The organism is Neptunomonas sp. CHC150, assembly GCF_030397555.1.
Lineage (GTDB): Bacteria > Pseudomonadota > Gammaproteobacteria > Pseudomonadales > Balneatricaceae > Neptunomonas > Neptunomonas phycophila.
Window position 1 is genome coordinate 101266 of sequence record NZ_JAPNXU010000008.1, and the last position, 17501, is coordinate 118766.

15 protein-coding genes are annotated in these 17501 nt (G+C 46.7%); 6 read left to right on the forward strand and 9 right to left on the reverse strand.

Annotated elements, in window-relative coordinates:
- Nucleotides 1-53: 53 nt before the first annotated feature.
- The 4 genes from OW491_RS09735 to OW491_RS09750 form a co-directional block, all read right to left on the reverse strand.
- A complete protein-coding gene (locus tag OW491_RS09735; RefSeq protein ID WP_075179619.1) occupies nt 54-1574 on the reverse strand; it encodes a tripartite tricarboxylate transporter permease in 1521 nt (506 codons plus the stop codon).
- 3 nt (nt 1575-1577) lie between these two features.
- Nucleotides 1578-2051 carry a tripartite tricarboxylate transporter TctB family protein gene (locus tag OW491_RS09740; protein WP_170870371.1) on the reverse strand — a complete coding sequence of 158 codons (474 nt, stop codon included), beginning with the start codon at nt 2049-2051 and terminating at the stop codon, nt 1578-1580.
- Between the two features lie 49 nt (nt 2052-2100).
- Entirely contained in the window at nt 2101-3066 is a 966-nt protein-coding gene (locus OW491_RS09745) for a tripartite tricarboxylate transporter substrate binding protein (RefSeq protein WP_290035798.1), read from the reverse strand.
- A gap of 104 nt (nt 3067-3170) precedes the next feature.
- Complete coding sequence (locus OW491_RS09750; protein ID WP_075173934.1) at nt 3171-3896, reverse strand: ribonuclease activity regulator RraA; 726 nt, start codon at nt 3894-3896, stop codon at nt 3171-3173.
- A gap of 284 nt (nt 3897-4180) precedes the next feature.
- On the opposite strand from OW491_RS09750, the gene OW491_RS09755 reads away from it, so the two are divergent.
- Both OW491_RS09755 and OW491_RS09760 read left to right on the forward strand, forming a co-directional pair.
- Nucleotides 4181-4897 carry a FadR/GntR family transcriptional regulator gene (locus OW491_RS09755; protein WP_075173935.1) on the forward strand — a complete coding sequence of 239 codons (717 nt, stop codon included), beginning with the start codon at nt 4181-4183 and terminating at the stop codon, nt 4895-4897.
- 77 nt (nt 4898-4974) lie between these two features.
- On the forward strand, nt 4975-5253 hold the full coding sequence (locus tag OW491_RS09760) for a peptidylprolyl isomerase (RefSeq protein ID WP_075173936.1): 279 nt from the start codon (nt 4975-4977) through the stop codon (nt 5251-5253).
- A 332-nt stretch (nt 5254-5585) separates the two neighbouring features.
- On the opposite strand, the gene gyrB is transcribed toward OW491_RS09760, so the two are convergent.
- The 4 genes from gyrB to dnaA are packed head-to-tail and all read right to left on the reverse strand — an operon-like array spanning nt 5586 to nt 11844.
- A complete protein-coding gene (gene gyrB / locus OW491_RS09765; protein ID WP_075179614.1) occupies nt 5586-8009 on the reverse strand; it encodes a DNA topoisomerase (ATP-hydrolyzing) subunit B in 2424 nt (807 codons plus the stop codon).
- Nucleotides 8010-8032: 23 nt separating this feature from the next.
- The gene (gene recF, locus OW491_RS09770; RefSeq protein WP_075173944.1) at nt 8033-9115 is read right to left on the reverse strand and encodes a DNA replication/repair protein RecF; all 1083 of its coding nucleotides are present in this window, start codon (nt 9113-9115) and stop codon (nt 8033-8035) included.
- 53 nt (nt 9116-9168) lie between these two features.
- Nucleotides 9169-10272 (reverse strand): DNA polymerase III subunit beta, encoded by a 1104-nt coding sequence (dnaN, locus tag OW491_RS09775; RefSeq protein ID WP_075173945.1) that lies wholly within the window; start codon nt 10270-10272, stop codon nt 9169-9171.
- A 27-nt stretch (nt 10273-10299) separates the two neighbouring features.
- Nucleotides 10300-11844 (reverse strand): chromosomal replication initiator protein DnaA, encoded by a 1545-nt coding sequence (gene dnaA / locus OW491_RS09780; protein ID WP_075173946.1) that lies wholly within the window; start codon nt 11842-11844, stop codon nt 10300-10302.
- A gap of 543 nt (nt 11845-12387) precedes the next feature.
- Between dnaA and rpmH the strand changes: the two genes are divergently transcribed.
- From rpmH to mnmE, 4 genes are all read left to right on the forward strand, one after another.
- Complete coding sequence (gene rpmH / locus OW491_RS09785) at nt 12388-12522, forward strand: 50S ribosomal protein L34 (RefSeq protein WP_075173947.1); 135 nt, start codon at nt 12388-12390, stop codon at nt 12520-12522.
- A 32-nt stretch (nt 12523-12554) separates the two neighbouring features.
- Nucleotides 12555-12941 carry a ribonuclease P protein component gene (gene rnpA, locus OW491_RS09790; RefSeq protein WP_075173948.1) on the forward strand — a complete coding sequence of 129 codons (387 nt, stop codon included), beginning with the start codon at nt 12555-12557 and terminating at the stop codon, nt 12939-12941.
- Between the two features lie 4 nt (nt 12942-12945).
- The gene (gene yidC, locus OW491_RS09795; protein WP_178969668.1) at nt 12946-14625 is read left to right on the forward strand and encodes a membrane protein insertase YidC; all 1680 of its coding nucleotides are present in this window, start codon (nt 12946-12948) and stop codon (nt 14623-14625) included.
- Between the two features lie 131 nt (nt 14626-14756).
- Complete coding sequence (gene mnmE / locus OW491_RS09800; RefSeq protein ID WP_290035801.1) at nt 14757-16124, forward strand: tRNA uridine-5-carboxymethylaminomethyl(34) synthesis GTPase MnmE; 1368 nt, start codon at nt 14757-14759, stop codon at nt 16122-16124.
- Nucleotides 16125-16135: 11 nt separating this feature from the next.
- On the opposite strand, the gene OW491_RS09805 is transcribed toward mnmE, so the two are convergent.
- Nucleotides 16136-17500, reverse strand: a complete 1365-nt coding sequence (locus OW491_RS09805; protein WP_075173951.1) for a TrkH family potassium uptake protein — start codon at nt 17498-17500, stop codon at nt 16136-16138.
- Between the last annotated feature and the right edge of the window lies 1 nt (nt 17501).

Genomic DNA, 17501 nt, shown 5'->3' on the forward strand with positions numbered 1-17501 from the left:
AATAGCCCACCCAAAACCCTCAAACAGGGCTTTAGCGTGGGCAAGTTTTTGACTCAACCATCAGACACAGGGCTTTTAAGCGGCTTCTTAATGGCTAAGAAATACACAAAAATAAGCGTGAGAATGATGAAGAAAAGGCTATCCAAATTAGTGAAGAAGGTAAGCGGGTTACCATTGGATAAAGCTAAAGAGCGGCGCAAGAACTCTTCCAAGTTAGGCCCCAAAATAAAGCCCAGCAACAAAGTAATAACCGGGAAACCATCCTTACGCAGATAGTAAGCTAACACGCCCATTACCAGCGCCATTATCATTTGGAAGGTTGAATAAGTAGCAACGTAGCTACCCACAACGGCTAAGAGCGCGATTACGCCATAAAGCACATCTTTACGGATGGAAACAATCTTAATGAAGTAAGGCCCCAACAAGAATAGTGTTAGTGGTATAAGCACCAAAGCACTGAATACTAAAGATGCCAGCATTGGCGCGATAAGGTCAGCCTGGCCAGACATCAACTGCGGTCCTGGCTGAATGCCATTAATCACTAAAACACCCAACATGATAGCGGTGATAGGATCACCCGGTATACCGAAAGTCAGCATAGGCACAAGAGCACCACCACAAACCGCGTTGTTTGCGCTCTCAGAAGCAGCAATACCTTTAGGGTTACCCTTACCAAAGCTTTCCGGATTAGATGAGGTACGTACCGTTTCAGCGTACGCTAAAAAGCTACCCATAGAGCCGCCAGCACCAGGGAGCGTGCCCACAAAGTAACCAATCAAGCTGGATTTGACGTAGCACACCACACCAATTTCACGAATAGCAGAAAGAGGTGGGATAAAGTCTCGGCGCCTAATTTTGACCTTACTCAAGGCTTCCGCCGTCTTATTGGAATCAACAGCTAGACTGGCTTGCATCAATATTTCGCTGATCGCAAACGTACCGATAATGACCGGCATTAAATCGATGCCAGCTGTTAGGTCTGCCATGCCAAACGTGAAACGAGTAATAGGTTCCATGGCATCTAAACCAATAGTAGATAACATCAAACCAATACAGGCGGCCATCCCTGCTTTAACCATGTTGCCGCGCTGCGCAATAACAATGACAACAATAGCAAACGCTAGCAAAGAGAACTTACCGGTTGTCTTAACCAATAAAGAAGCCTCTGCCACAAAAGGCGCGATTGCAATTAACAATATGGCACCCAGTGCTCCACCGACCATCGACCCTAAAGCCGCATGGCCTAAAGCCAGCGCACCCTTACCTTGAAGTTGCATCGGATAGCCATCTAAAGCCGTCATCATAGAAGAGGGCGCACCGGGTATATTAATCGTTGTCGCCGTAATACTACCGCCGGTCATGCCGGCCATATAAATACTGGCACACGCCATTAACGCGGTTGTGACATCTAGGCTATAAGTTAACGGAAGGAGCAAGGCTAACGCCAAGGTTGCCGTCAGACCGGGAATTGAGGCAAAAATAGTTCCTATCAAAAAGCCTGCAACGACATACACCAGAATAAGAGGGTCCAGCAGCATCGCAAAACTACCACCAACTAGACTAATAAATTCCATAACTTACCCCCAAAGAGCTGGCAGCCGAACACCAAACATCTGTTCGAAAACAAGATATCCAAGCGCCGCTATGATTAATGAAATTATTGTTTTTTGAATTATCTTATCGAGGGATGAGAAGATTACGATAATTGATAAAACGAACAGGAATGAAGATAGAAAATACCCCACTACCTGAAACGCCATGATGTAAATAAAGATCGACAACATGACCCACAATGGAGAGTAATTCGCCTTACCTACCGAACTGTCATCTTCCGCTAATTGGCTACTACGCTTAATAGATGCGAACTCTCGAAACACCAAAATGGCGCTAAAAGTAACGGAAAAAAGCCCAAGCAAAATAGGGAAAAAAGACGGCTCTACACGCCCATCAGACAGCGGGCTTCCCAAATTAATAGCTGTTATTAAATAGCCAAGGGAAAGAGCAAAGACCAAATACAGAAATACTAAATTTCTATTTAAAAGCATCATCATATACCCGTACACACGCCTCATCAGAACAGAGGCGTGTGTTTTTCAGTATTTATAAACCTAATTCATCCATTACTTTAAATGTATTAGTCTGCAATTCATCGATCCATGTTTGGACTTCTGAAGCACCTAACCAACTAGGTGTTACGCCAACACTGGTTACCCATGACTGAAACTCTTGCGTTTCGAACGCTTTTTTATAAGCGGCCTCTAGGGTTGCAATGGCCTCTTTAGGCGTGTTCTTAGGCGCAGCTAAGACAATAAAGCTACCCGTTTCCAGATCATGTCCAAACGTGCTGATCGGCGGAACGTCCGGGTAAGAAGGGTTTTGCTCAGATGAAAGCTCGACAACACCTTTAGCGTCGCCTGATGAGATGATCCCGTTAAAGTCACCCAAGCTAGAAATAGCAGCATCTAGCTCACCCGATAACAATGCTTCAGCTTCAGCACTCGAAGAACCTGGGTATGAAATAACGTTAAAAGTTACACCCGCTTGCTGCTCTAAACGGCGAACAGCGAGGAAAGGGCCTGAGCCTTTAGGAGCCACACCAACACGAATCGTATTTGGATTCTCTTTTGCGGCGTTAATCAGCTCTTCAAAGCTATTAAAGCCTGAGTGCTTAGAAACAACCACGGCATCCGCTTCACGCGTAATACGAGCAATAGGCTCCATATTATCGAGCGAGTAACCGGGTACCATTTTGCCTCGCGGCAGCGTGATGATACTGTCGTACGTTAAGACACCTACCGTATGCCCATCGGGACGGGCACGCATCATTTGCATCAAGCCTGTCGCGGTTACAGCACCAGCTATGTTTTCTACGTAGATTGACTTAGAAAACTCTTGCTCAGCAATATTACTAATCTTACGTGAGATCGCATCAGCGCCGCCGCCAGCAGGCCAAGGCACAACTAAGCGAATATCACGAGTAGGGAAGTCGGCCGCCATAGCTGATGTGCTAAGTACTAAAGCGCCAAGTGTTACTGTTAATGTCTTTTTTATACTTTTAGTAAACATAACTATTTCTCTTTTTATAGGATTATTAATAGGTACGCTGTGTAAACCGCCGATATAAACCCATCTAATACAACCCACGTATTATCAAGGCGGGGCTTACGTTATTAACCGTTCATGTGTTCGTTGTATTTTGCTAGCGACTCGTCATTAGGCGGGTATAAACCAATCACTTTAGCGCCGGCTTGTACTTGCTCAATAACGTAATCTTCAAACTGTTCCATCTTGATCGCTTCTTGCGAAATCTCATCCGCGATTTCAACAGGGATTACAATCACACCATCACCGTCACCCACCAATACATCTCCTGGGTAAACAGCAACACCACCGCAGCCCACAGGAAGTTGCAGATCAACACCATGATGTTTCGTTAAATTAGTAGGTGCGCTTGGTTTAGCGCAGAAGATAGGCAGATCCATTTCTGAGGCATGCTCAAAATCTCGGATACCCGCGTCTGAAACAAAGCCTGCACATTCGCGATATTCAAGACGAGACAACAAAATACTACCGGCGCTTGCTGCCGAGGCATCTTGTCTGCAATCTGAAACCAAAATCATACCTGCAGGTACGGACTCAACCGCTAAGCGCTGAGGGTGCTCAGGGTCTTTAAAAGCACTCACTGTATCAAGATCTTCGCGTGCCGGAATGTAGCGCAACGTAAAGGCCTGACCAACCATCTTAACTTTTTTCTGATTAACGCGGCTAACCCCTTGGATAAAGGTATTGCGCAAGCCTCGTTTGAATAAAGCAGTATGCAACGTCGCTGTTGAAACGTTACGTAACCGCTCCAAGACCGACTCATCGATCTTTACAAAGCTACTAGCCTCACTCATGTGTTCCCCTCCGTTTGATTAAAACATGAGGGTGACAATACACCTCGGAAAATGACAAATCAAACTAATATTTACAACTTTTTACTGATTATTATTAAAAAGGAGACACTTTTAGACTTTATTTTCACTTTAAACTGCTGTTTTCTTAACAATTATGGATTAAAAAATGTAATATTAAGCAAATTAGTAAGACAACTTCAGAAACTGAAGCAAGAATAGTAAACTTAGGTAATAGGCCACGACATACCTATTATCGTGCTCACATAAGGCCATGGTACACACTTATGAGTAAGGGAAACGCTCACATTAGCAACTCACACCAATCCTTAGGGGCAATCGTTTATGAGCAAATACTCGCTTCCATAATCGACGGCACCTACGCGCTTAATACAAAGCTGCCTGCAGAGACACAGTTATGTAAAGAACTCAATGTATCGCGCCCCGTATTGCGTGAAGCACTAGCTCGCCTAAGAGAAGATGAGCTAATCGCCTCACGCCGTGGGTCAGGCAGCTATGTCATTAAGCAACCCGATAACGTCGTATTACAATTTTCGCCGTTATCAAGTATTGCTGATATCCAGCGTTGCTTTGAGTTTCGCGCTACGATGGAAGCCGAAGCAGCCGCGCTCGCTGCCAAGCGCAAGACACCCGCACAGCTCGATGTCATTATCAGCGCTTATGAAAAAATGAACGAAGCAAATGTATCGAGCAAGCTAGCAACTGATGAGGATTTTGCTTTCCACCTTGCCATCACCAATGCCGCAAACAACCACTTTTACAGCACCGTATTGCAGTCTTTAGAAAAGAGCATTACCGATGGCATCAACATCACGCGCAACCTATCATTACGGCACTCAAGCGAGCGCTTGAAGTTGGTACAAGCCGAACACCACGCTATCATTGTCGCCATTAAAGAAGGGGACTCAGACGCCGCCCGAGAAGCCATGCGAGATCATATTAACAACGCACGTAACCGTATGTTCGATGGCCCGCCTAGCTGACCACTCCCGCAACACGGTAATATAAACGCGTTATGGCATACGCATTAAAGACCCCGACAATCACATAGGTAAGAACCATGGCCAAAGCCGGTGCTCGACACATCTTAGTAAAAACAAAAGAAGAAGCCGAAAAGCTCAAGCAGCAACTGGCTAAAGGTGCCGACTTTGCCACGCTAGCGAAGAAACATTCCCTCTGCAATTCAGCCAAACGGGGAGGAGACCTAGGCGAGTTCGGCCCCGGAACTATGGTGAAACCAATAGACAACGTCGTCTTCAAAAAAGCACTACTCACCGTACATGGCCCAGTAAAAACTAAGTTTGGCTTTCACCTAGTTGAAACTATTTACCGGCATTAACAGCACAAGAAAAACGACGCTTCCCATTCAATACTAAAATCTCCCCAAGGTATCAGTAGCTACTGATACACAATATCTTAAAGTCATTCACAACTTGCCCCTGTATTGCCTGATGATAGACGTGGCGTTTCATCCAAAGGTCGCCAGTGTGTTGAAAAAGCCCAGCTGGATTATAACGAATCACTAAAAGCAGCACTCAAAGAACACAACGCGGAAGAACTACTTCGAACCTTCTTTCGATAAAGATAAGGGAGAAAACTTAGGCATTAATTGATTCAAAGTATTCATAAAAAAAGCAGCCTCTCGGCTGCTTTTTTAGTTACTACACTTACCTAAACATCCACATTCGCTGCCGCTAGTGCGTTGCTTTCGATAAATGCGCGGCGTGGTTCAACTTCATCACCCATGAGGGTGTTGAATAGCTGATCCGCTGTGATCGCGTCTTCGATGGTGACTTGCAGCATACGACGAGCGTCTGGATCCATGGTGGTTTCCCATAGCTGGTCAGGGTTCATCTCGCCCAATCCTTTGTATCGCTGGATCGAGTTGCCGCGTTTAGACTGCTCTAGTAGCCATGTAATCGCGTCTTTGAAATTGCCAACCGCGCTGGTACGCTCACCACGCTTCACGTAAGCACCTTCTTCTAACAGGCCTTCTAACGCATTGGCCATATCAGCAATGGCTTTGTACTCGCGAGACGAGAAGAAGTCATTACGGAAGGTGTAGGTGGTATCTACGCCGTGGTTTACATAGATCAAGCGCGGTAGGTAAACGCTATGCTCTTTGTCTTCTACCACTTCAAAAGACCAACGTTCACTCGCCGATGTTTTAAGATCTAACGCCGCCAGTAATGTTTCTGTCCACCCTTGGACTACGTCACGCTGCTTTAAGGATTCGGGTGTGAGCACTGGCATGTAGATCATTTGCGTCATCGCTTGAGCCGAGTAAAGCTTACTCAAACGATCAATCACGCGCTCTACATGACGATACTGGTTAATAAGCTGCTCAAGGGCTGCACCCGAAACAGCAGGCGCGTCTTCGTTAACATGGAAGCTTGCGCCGTCTAATGCACCTTGAAGCAGGTGATTTTCGAGGGCTTCATCATCTTTAAGGTACTGTTCTTGCTTACCTTTTTTGATCTTGTACAGTGGCGGCTGCGCAATATACACATGGCCACGTTCGATCAACTCGCCCATTTGACGGAAGAAGAAGGTCAGCAGCAGGGTACGAATGTGTGATCCATCCACGTCGGCATCGGTCATGATGATGATACGGTGGTAACGCAGTTTATCCGGATTAAACTCTTCGCGGCCGATACCACAACCCAGTGCGGTGATCAGGGTGCCGACTTCAGCGGAGGTCAGCATCTTATCGAAACGTGCTTTCTCCACGTTAAGGATTTTACCTTTGAGTGGCAAAATCGCTTGGGTACGACGGTCACGGCCTTGTTTAGCCGATCCACCCGCCGAATCACCCTCCACTAGGTAGATTTCGGAAAGCGCAGGGTCTTTCTCTTGGCAATCAGCCAGTTTACCTGGCAGGCCAGCGATATCGAGGGCGCCTTTACGACGTGTCATTTCACGGGCTTTACGCGCCGCTTCACGCGCTCGGGCGGCATCGATCATTTTATTAACAACAGCTTTGGCTTCTTGTGGATTCTCTTGCAAGAAGTCAGCAAAGGCTTGCGAGAAGGTTTGCTCAACCGCTGTTTTAACTTCTGATGAGACTAGCTTGTCTTTCGTCTGCGATGAGAACTTAGGGTCTGGCACTTTAACCGAAATAATCGCACACAGGCCTTCACGGCTGTCGTCACCCGAAGTCGCGACTTTGCTGCCTTTGTTGAGGCTTTCAGATTCGATGTAGTTGTTTAACGTTCGCGTTAGCGCTGCACGAAAACCCGATAAGTGAGTACCACCATCGCGTTGTGGAATATTGTTGGTAAAGCAGTGGATGCCTTCTTGGTACGAATCATTCCACTGCAAAGAGACTTCCACACCAACACCGTTCTCATGCATAGCAGAGCAATGGAAGATTTTATTCACGGTTGTTTTATTCTTGTTTAAGAACTCAACAAACGCGCTTAAGCCGCCTTCGTATTCGAATATTTCTTGGCGAGCTGTGCGCTCATCCGTTAATACAATACGGACACCCGAGTTAAGGAACGACAATTCACGCAGGCGCTTAGCTAATAGCTCAAATTGGAATTCACGTACGTTGGTGAAGGTCGCTTCTGAAGCTTTAAAACGAATCTCAGTACCCGACTGGTCGGTTTCACCGACGATTGCCAAGGGAGCTTCTGGTACACCGTGGATATAATTTTGTACATGAACTTTGCCGTGGCGACGAATCGTCATGGTTAGCTCAGACGATAGGGCGTTTACAACGGAAATACCAACACCGTGCAAACCACCGGACACTTTATAGCTGTTATCGTCAAACTTACCACCGGCGTGTAATACCGTCATGATAACTTCGGCGGCTGATACGCCTTCTTCTTCATGGATATCGGTAGGAATACCACGGCCATTATCGGCAACAGAGACACTTTCATCGGGATGGATAGTGACGCTTATCTCGCTACAGTGGCCTGCCAGCGCCTCATCGATCGAGTTATCAACAATCTCAAATACCATGTGGTGCAGACCTGTTCCGTCGTCTGTATCACCAATATACATTCCTGGGCGCTTACGAACAGCGTCCAGGCCTTTTAGGACCTTAATACTACTCGAATCGTAATTATTCTCTTCGCCACTCATGGCTGTCTCCTGACTCAGTGTGTCTACACCAACTGGCCGCTGTCTAAATGAAAGCAGGCCACCTCTGTTTCCGGCTGCCAAAATCCTAGCAAACTGGCCGGATCAACACAGGTGATGAAACATTGATTATGTGTTTGTTCTAAAAACTCGCAAAACAAGCGACAGTGCTGTTCGTCGAGCTCTGACGGCAGATCATCAATTAAATAGATGCAAGGGCGCTGGCTCATGCGGTGAAATACAGCACCTTGCGCTAATTTAAGCGCACTCACCACCAACTTTTTTTGCCCGCGCGAGAGTCGCTCTGCCGCACTCACGCCATCTACTTTTACTTTAAGATCAGCTCGCTGCGGACCTGCACTGGTAAACCCTTGTTTAAGGTCCCGTTGCAGGTTGTCGTTTAGCAGCGTATCTAACGGTATTTTTTGATCCCAACCGGGAGCGAACGACAAGCGTATATCAAGGTCGGAATTTAGCCGGTGCAAAATCGCATCAAAATCCGGTATTAACTCTTCAATATAAGCCTTTCGAAGCGCGGTAAGCTGATCAGCGTACTGAACCAGCTCTTTATCCCAGAGCTCACGTAAAGTGGGATCAATTTTACCACACTTCAGCAAAGAATTACGCTGTTGTAACACACGCTTAAAGCTTCGCCAGATCATGATAAATGTTTGATCTGCATGGAAAGCGCCCCAGTCGATAAATTGTCGACGAATAGCAGGACTACCTTCTAATAATTCGAACGTATCAGTGTTAATAACTTGCAAAGGTAACAAGCTTGCAAGCTCCGACAGCTCAAGCGTTGCACCACTATAACGAATGCGGACATCGCCATCGAGGTTGCGGCTAATCCCCAAAGGATGCGACTTACCAGCGCTGTAACTGTCGACTTCGGAATACACTAAAGATTCACGCTCAGCCGAGGTGACAAGATAACGAAACTGATTGGTCCGGAAAGAACGTGTTAATCCAAGAAAATGGATAGCTTCAAGCAGCGAGGTTTTACCGCTACCGTTAGCGCCGTGGATAATATTGATCCGCTTTGCTGGCGTAAAGGCGACCTCAGAGAGATTACGTATTTTTTTAATAGACAGGGATGTTATCGACATAAGAGTCCATGTGGCGTGTTACGACGCCACATGGCAGGCTCACAGTGTTGCAATTACATGCGCATCGGCATTATGACATATACGCTTGAGTCTTCATCAAACCCTTGAATCAGCGCACTGCTGTTAGAGTCAGATAAGGTAAAGCGAACAACATCCGTATTCAAAATCGAGAGCACATCTAACAAGTAATTTACGTTAAAGCCGATCTCGAGCGCTTCACCTTGGTAGTCGATAGCGATAGTTTCCTCGGCTTCTTCCTGCTCGGGGTTGTTCGCCATGACCTGCAAGAAGCCACTGGTTAACGAGAGTCGCACGCCTCGGTATTTCTCGTTAGACAAAATCGCGATACGGCTAAAGACTTTGCGCAACTCCTGACGGTCACCCAATACATCTTTGTCGCCATTACGTGGAATAACGCGCTGATAATCAGGGAACTTGCCATCAACTAGCTTGGAGGTGAACGTAAAATCACCCACGTGCGCACGAATATGATTAGCACCGATCACCAGTTGCAAAGGCTCATCGCCGTGCTGAAGTAGTCGAGCCAGCTCTAATATACCTTTACGTGGCACGATGATTTGGTGATCGCCTGTCTGATCTGTCTCTACCGATGCAACACTGGTTGCCAAACGGTGGCCGTCGGTAGCCACTGTGCGCAATGAGTTCTCGGTCACTTCTAGCAGCATGCCGTTTAGGTAGTAACGGACATCTTGCTGAGCCATTGAGAAGCCAGTTTGCTCGATCAGATAACGCAGCTGACCTTGCGATAAGGTTAAGCCAAATGTTTGCGGGCTATCTTCTACGTTAGGGAACTCAGCCGCCGGCAAAGTAGACAGTGAGAAGCGGCTACGGCCGGACTTGATCACCATTTTTTGGCCGCTTAATTCAAGCTCGATACGTGAATCGTCCGGTAAGGACTTACAGATATCCATTAGCTTACGCGCTGGCACAGTCACAGAGCCTGCATCAGCGGGCTCTTCTAGCATAACGCGGCCAACCAACTCAACTTCGAGATCGGTTCCGGTCATGGATAACTGATCGCCTTCGGCTACCAATAAAATATTGGACAGTACCGGAAGGGTTTGGCGACGCTCAACCACCCCAGCCACCAACTGCAAGGGCTTGATTAATGCTTCACGCGATATGACGAATCTCATGGCTACCTACCTTAGTTCGATCCGCTGCTACGATGTCAGGTGACGCAGCAGGTTTTGATAATCTTCTCTGATATCCGCATCTGTTTCACGTAGTTGCTTAATCTTACGACAGGCATGCAGCACTGTTGTATGATCGCGCCCACCAAAGGCATCCCCAATCTCCGGCAAACTGTGGTTCGTCAGCTCTTTAGCGATACTCATCGCTACCTGACGCGGCCGGGCTACAGATCGACTACGACGCTTAGAAAGCAGGTCGGATATCTTAATCTTATAATACTCGGCGACCACACGCTGAATATTATCAATACTAACTTGTTTATCCTGTAATGCTAGTAAGTCCTTAAGGGACTCTTTAATAAAGGGTGTTGTAATAGCACTACCGGTAAAATGTGCGTTAGCAATAACGCGCTTAAGTGCGCCTTCAAGCTCACGAACATTGGAACGTATTTTTTGCGCCAAGAAAAAGGCCGCATCATCAGGTAATGAGATGCGCGCCTCTTCGGCTTTTTTCATAACAATTGCGACTCGGGTTTCTAGCTCTGGCGGCTCGATAGCTACGGTTAAGCCCCAACCAAATCGCGATTTTAGTCGCTCTTCAACACCATGAATCTCTTTTGGATAACGGTCGCTGGTTAAAATCATCTGCTGACCGCCTTCCAACAAGGCGTTAAAAGTGTGGAAAAATTCTTCTTGTGAGCGCTCTTTTCCTGCAAAAAACTGAATATCATCAATTAACAGCGCATCAACCGACCGGTAAAAACGCTTAAAATCATTAATGGCGTTAAGCTGTAACGCTTTTACCATGTCAGCAACAAAGCGCTCTGAGTGCAAATACACGATGCGCGCGTTGGGGTTCTGACGCAGCATTTCCAAACCAACGGCATGCATCAAGTGAGTTTTACCAAGACCCACACCACCATATATAAAGAGTGGGTTATAAGCGCCACCTGGGTTATCAGCCACTTGTTGCGCAGCAGCCAAAGCTAGCTGGTTAGATTTACCTTGTACAAATGAATCAAACGAGAAGGAATCATTCAGGTTTGATTGATGGCGCAAACCACCTTCAACTTCAATAATCTTACGCTCGGGCTCAACCACACCTACATCTAGCTCTAATTGCGGCTGAGGCTGACTTTGCGTATGTAAGTAAGTATTCGCTTCGGCTGGGGCGCTTTCAGAATAGCGAGGAGCCGTAGCAGCTGGTGGAGGATCCATGTAAGAAGGCGCAGGCTGATGGCTCTCTTGTGGCGCACTGGGTGTGGGAGCAGCCGGGCGAGGGCGCGGTGGAGCCGCGGGCATACGACGCGACATCAAATGAGCGGGGCCTGCCGTACTCACTTCAACGCGAACATCAGCGCTAATATCACCAGATACGTCACAAATAACTTGGCGGATGCGCGATAGAAACTTGTCATTGACCCAATCGCGAACAAAACGGTTAGGCGCAACCAATACCAAGACCGAGCTCTGGCTTTCTTCGGCGCGCAAAGGCCTGACCCACGTATTGTACTGTTGGGCAGGAAACTCATTTTGTAAACTGGGTAAGCAGCGTTCCCACAACTCTGCTGACATAGCTTCTCCGCTAAATTAAGTAATACCGCTTTTTAAAGCACGCACGCTAGCCCGATAAACGTCTTTGCAAGTCATCTAACATTAGTCAAACATGCGTATAACCTTAAAACATTCGCATTCTAACGCGCCGCACACCAGTTATCCACAACAAGATGAATAAAGTTGGCACTTATTTTGTGAATAATTGTAAAACTCGCTCAACAAAAGCCAAAAAGTTTAAAAAACATACAAATATGGCGTTATAAACATAATTAATACAGTTTAAACACACCCTTACCAACAGACCAACTAATTGTTTTATAAAGATAAATAGAATTCAATTCACAGATTTAGCATTAATAGAGTTTTTTTACCTTTTTACCCTCTGTTTAAAAAAGTACAAATATATGTGCAGAAAAAATCTTTCTATTTATGGCATTTACCACCAAATAAGGTTTGATATAACCGTACGGATTCACTACAATCTCGTGCCTTAAAATTTGCTCTGTAGGGCTTCAGCCAGCCAATATTCGAGCACAAACGAACATTAAGTAGGACTGACTGATGAAAAGAACTTTTCAACCAAGCGTTTTAAAACGCGCACGTAACCACGGCTTCCGCGCTCGCATGGCAACTAAAAGCGGCCGCGCTATTATCAACCGTCGTCGTGCTAAAGGCCGCAAGCGTCTGTCTGCCTAATCGGTAGCAGTCGCTGGTCTGGTTATCGTTGAATGACCAAACACGAATATCCCCGGCAGTTACGTTTGCTAACTGCCGGGGATTTCAAATACGTCTTCGATGATGCCTCCGTTAAGGCGCACGACCAGCGTGTTTTAATTCTCGCCCGTCCCAACGGACTCGATCATCCACGCATCGGGTTTGTCATTTCTAAAAAAAATATACGTAGAGCAGTGAAACGTAACCTCGTTCGACGTATTATTCGCGAGTCTTTTCGCCTGAATCAACATAAATTGCCTGCTTTAGACATGGTAGTACTGGCGCGTCCCGGTTTAGGGGATCTCAGTACAGAAGATATTCATGCCTTATCTATGAAAAGCTGGAATAAGTTAATTCAGAAAGCCAATAACGCACACAACAAGCAAGTGAAACGGTCTTAATCCCATGGATGTAAAGCGAGTCATACTGATTGCCGCTCTGTCATTAATCTCTTACATGCTAATTTTGCAGTGGAATGAAGATTACGGACAGAAACCAACAGCCGAAGCACCGGTAGCCTCTGTTTCTGCCTATGGTAGTAAAACAGCCACTGGTGACCTCCCTGCAACAGGCACTGCTCAAGCTACGGCAGATATTCCTGCGACTAGCGATAGCGCAGAACAGCCAGCCGCCGCTCAAACCAGCAGCGCACAAATCATTACGGTTACCACACCGGTTCAAGATGTCTTAATTGACACTAAAGGTGGTGACATTATTCAACTCGCACTTCCAGAACAAAAAGCGAGCCTTAATAGTGATCAACCTTTCCTACTTCTTGAACAAACGCCTAACCGCACGTACGTTTCTCAAAGCGGCTTAGTGGGTCGTGATGGTCCTGATGCTAATAAAGATGGTCGCCCTGTATATACGGCCGATCAAACCAGCTACACGCAGGAAGGTGATCAAACTCTTTTTGTTGATCTGAAATACACAACGCCTGAAGGTGTGCAGATCACTAAGCGTTTCACTTTCACCGAAGGTGCGCACAATATTGGTGTTGAATATTTAATCAACAACCAATCCAACGCTGAGTTTAAAGCCAACTTATTTGGTCAAATTAAGCGTGATAACAGCGAAGATCCAAACGGATCACCTGATATGGGCATGCAGTCTTACTTAGGCCCAGTGTTTTCTACAACAGAAAATAGCTATCAGAAGTATTCATTTGGTGACATCGACGACGATGGCAACTTTAAGCAGACATCGGAAGATGGCTGGGTTGCGATGGTTCAACACTATTTTGTGACGTCATGGATACCAGCACCAGGTGCCGAGTACACGTACAGCACGCGCAAAATCAACAACAACTATATTGCTGGCTTTATTTCACCTGAGCTAACTGTTGCTCCAGGTTCAGAAGCAAGCGTAGGCGCGCATTTTTATGCTGGTCCTAAAAACGTTGATGAAATGGAAGCAGCGGCACCCAAACTCGATAAAACCATCGATTTTGGCGTATTGTGGTGGATTGCTTCTCCGCTTTACATGCTACTTAAAGCATTGCACGGCTTCTTGGGTAACTGGGGCTTAGCGATTATCGGTATTACGCTGATTGTTAAAGCTGTTCTCTTCCCATTAAACGCAAAAGCGTTTAAGTCCATGGCTAAAATGCGTAAATTTGCTCCTGAAATGAAGCGCATGAAAGAGATGTATGGTGACGATCGCCAGAAGATGTCTCAAGCTATGATGCAACTTTACAAGAAAGAGAAGATCAATCCATTGGGCGGATGTTTGCCAATGGTGGCACAAATGCCGATCTTCATTGCTTTGTATTGGGTACTAGCTGAATCCGTTGAGCTTCGCCATGCAGAGTTCTTATACCTAGCTGACTTATCAGCGAAAGATCCGTACTTCATCCTGCCAATTATCATGGGTGCAAGTATGTTTATTCAGCAAACACTTAACCCTGCACCACCTGATCCAATGCAGGCCAAAGTGATGAAAATGCTGCCAATCCTGTTTACTTTCTTCTTCCTGTGGTTCCCTGCAGGTCTGACACTGTACTGGGTTGTGAACAACATCCTGTCGATTGCACAGCAATATGTAATCAACAAACAAATAGAAGCAGGCGACAGCAAAGCCTCCTAGGCATACGCTCAGCGACTACAGGCTCCTTCGGGAGCCTTTTTTATGAGTAAAAAATCGCTATTATACGGTGAGTTAAACAACCTCATGTACACCAGCACCGCAACTCAATAACCCAACACCCGGAGCATTTGATGACAAGCTACACACAAGACACCATTGCAGCGCAAGCAACCGCACCCGGTCGTGGCGGGGTAGGGATTGTCCGTGTATCAGGGCCTAAAGCGGCTCTCATTGCTGAATCTGTTCTTGGGTATGCCCCCAAGCCACGTTACGCCCATTACAGCCCGTTTAAGGATGAGCAAGGCAATGAGTTAGATGAAGGGATAGCACTTTACTTCCCTGGGCCTAATTCGTTTACCGGTGAAGATGTATTTGAGCTACAAGGCCACGGCGGTCCGGTCGTCATGGACTTTTTATTGCAGCGCGTCCAATCACTAGGCGCGAGGTTGGCTAGACCGGGGGAGTTCTCAGAGCGAGCCTTCCTCAATGATAAGCTCGATTTGGCCCAAGCAGAGGCCATAGCGGATTTAATCGACAGCTCTTCCCAGCATGCAGCACGCTGCGCCTTACGCTCATTGCAAGGTGAGTTCTCGCGCCGTATTGACCACCTAGTCGAATCACTAATCCATTTGCGCATCTATGTTGAAGCGGCAATCGATTTTCCAGAGGAAGAAATCGACTTCCTAGCGGATGGTAAGGTACTCAACGACTTACATAGTATTATCAACAATTTAGAAGACGTACAAATAGAAGCCAAACAAGGTAGCCTGATTCGCGAAGGCATGAGCGTGGTTATTGCCGGCCGTCCTAATGCGGGCAAATCGAGCTTACTGAATGCGCTAGCCGGACGCGAAACAGCCATTGTGACCGACATAGAAGGCACAACTCGCGACGTTTTACGCGAACATATTCACATTGATGGTATGCCATTACACATTATCGATACGGCAGGCTTACGAGAGGCTCCTGATGAAGTTGAGCGTATAGGCATCCAGCGCGCGTGGGATGAGATACAAAAAGCGGACCGTGTTTTGCTGATGGTCGATAGTATGCGCAATAATGCTGATGACCCGCATCAAATCTGGCCAGAGTTTGTCGATCAGCTGAACGATGATAGTAAAATTACCGTGATTCGTAACAAAGCTGACTTAAGTGGCGAGACGATAGGCCAAACACAAGCGCATGGTTACCCGCTTATCAACTTATCAGCGAAAGCAGGCGAGGGGATTAATATCCTGCGCGACCACTTAAAACAATGCATGGGGTATCAAGCGACTACCGAAGGCGGTTTTCTTGCCCGACGCCGCCACTTAGAAGCGCTAGATACGGCACATGAGTTACTCATCACCGGCCGTGACCAACTGCAAATGCACGGCGCAGGCGAACTTCTGGCTGAAGATTTACGCCAAGCACAGCACGCCTTGGGCGAAATAACAGGGCAGTTCACTAGCGATGATTTATTAGGACGTATTTTTTCTAGTTTCTGTATTGGGAAGTAATCTGCTACGTATTATCCGATGGCAATTTTAGCACTCGGATAGCGCAGCTTTTTAATCCGAGGGCTCGCCAAGAAATACGCTAGCGTGAGCGGCCCCAGGCGTCCCATAAACATCAAGAAGATTAGAATAAACTCCCCAGCTTCGGATAATGACGTGGTGAGACCTCTAGATAACCCGACTGTTCCTAACGCAGAAACGGCCTCAAACACAATATCCAACATATCGGCTTCCTCACTGAGTAACAGGCAGAAAATAGCGATCCACGTTACACCGGCCGATATAATGGTTAAAGCAAGCGCTTTGCTTACGGTTTCTTTCGGTATTTCACGCTTTAAAAAATGCACGGCGCCATCTCGGCGTAAGTAATTATAGGTGGCCATCACCAACACCATAAAAGTCACAACTTTAATACCACTAGCGGTACTCATAGAACCGCCACCAATAAACATAAGCATCAACATTAAGGCGGTTGTTGCATCTTCGAGTTGATCAATGGCTACCGTATTAAAGCCAGCCGTTCGCGTTGTCACGGCTTGGAACCAGGACGCCAGCCATTTACCGGATTCACTTAAAGGCGCCAGCGTATTGGGGTTGTTGTATTCAATACAATAAATAGCAATGACAGCTACAGAGTTGATAACGACCGTTCCTAAAATCATCATCTTGCTATAGAGCGACAGCTTGGCCCATCGCTTATTCTTCACTAAGTCGATCCAAACAGAAAACCCTAAGCCTCCTGCTATAAAGAGCCCTGTAATGGTCATGTTGATGACTGGATCAGCAACATAAGGCGTTAAGCTGTCGGCCCTCAATGCAAACCCAGCATTGTTGAACGCGCTAATGGTATAAAAAAAACTATGGTACAAACTGGTTTGCCACCCTAAAGGCTCTAACCAATAGAGAAACAACACTAACATGCCGATCAGCTCAATAATCATCGAGAAGATAAGCACCGACTTAGCCGTTGATACGAGCGTTGAGGCATCCGTCTGATTAAACGCTTCACGGGCGACCGTAAACTGAAGAAAGCTAATTTTTCCACCCAAGGCAATCAGGGTGACTATCGCCAAGGTCATTAGCCCCAACCCCCCGCACTGTATGAGGAGGGCAATAATGAGGTGTCCGTATACAGTAAAGGTCGTGCCTGTATCCACTACCGCTAAGCCAGTAACGGTGACCGCGGATGTCGAGGTAAAAACACTCTGCACCCAGGAGATAGGCACATGCGTTGCCATTGGCAGCTTAAGTAAACAAGTACCGAGCGCAATGAGTAAAAGAAAACCCCCACATAAAATCAGCGGCGGAGCGGCTGCAATTTTGCCTGACGCTTTTGGTTTTCGCTCCAAAGGGCTGATACTAGGATGCCACTGTTCCATA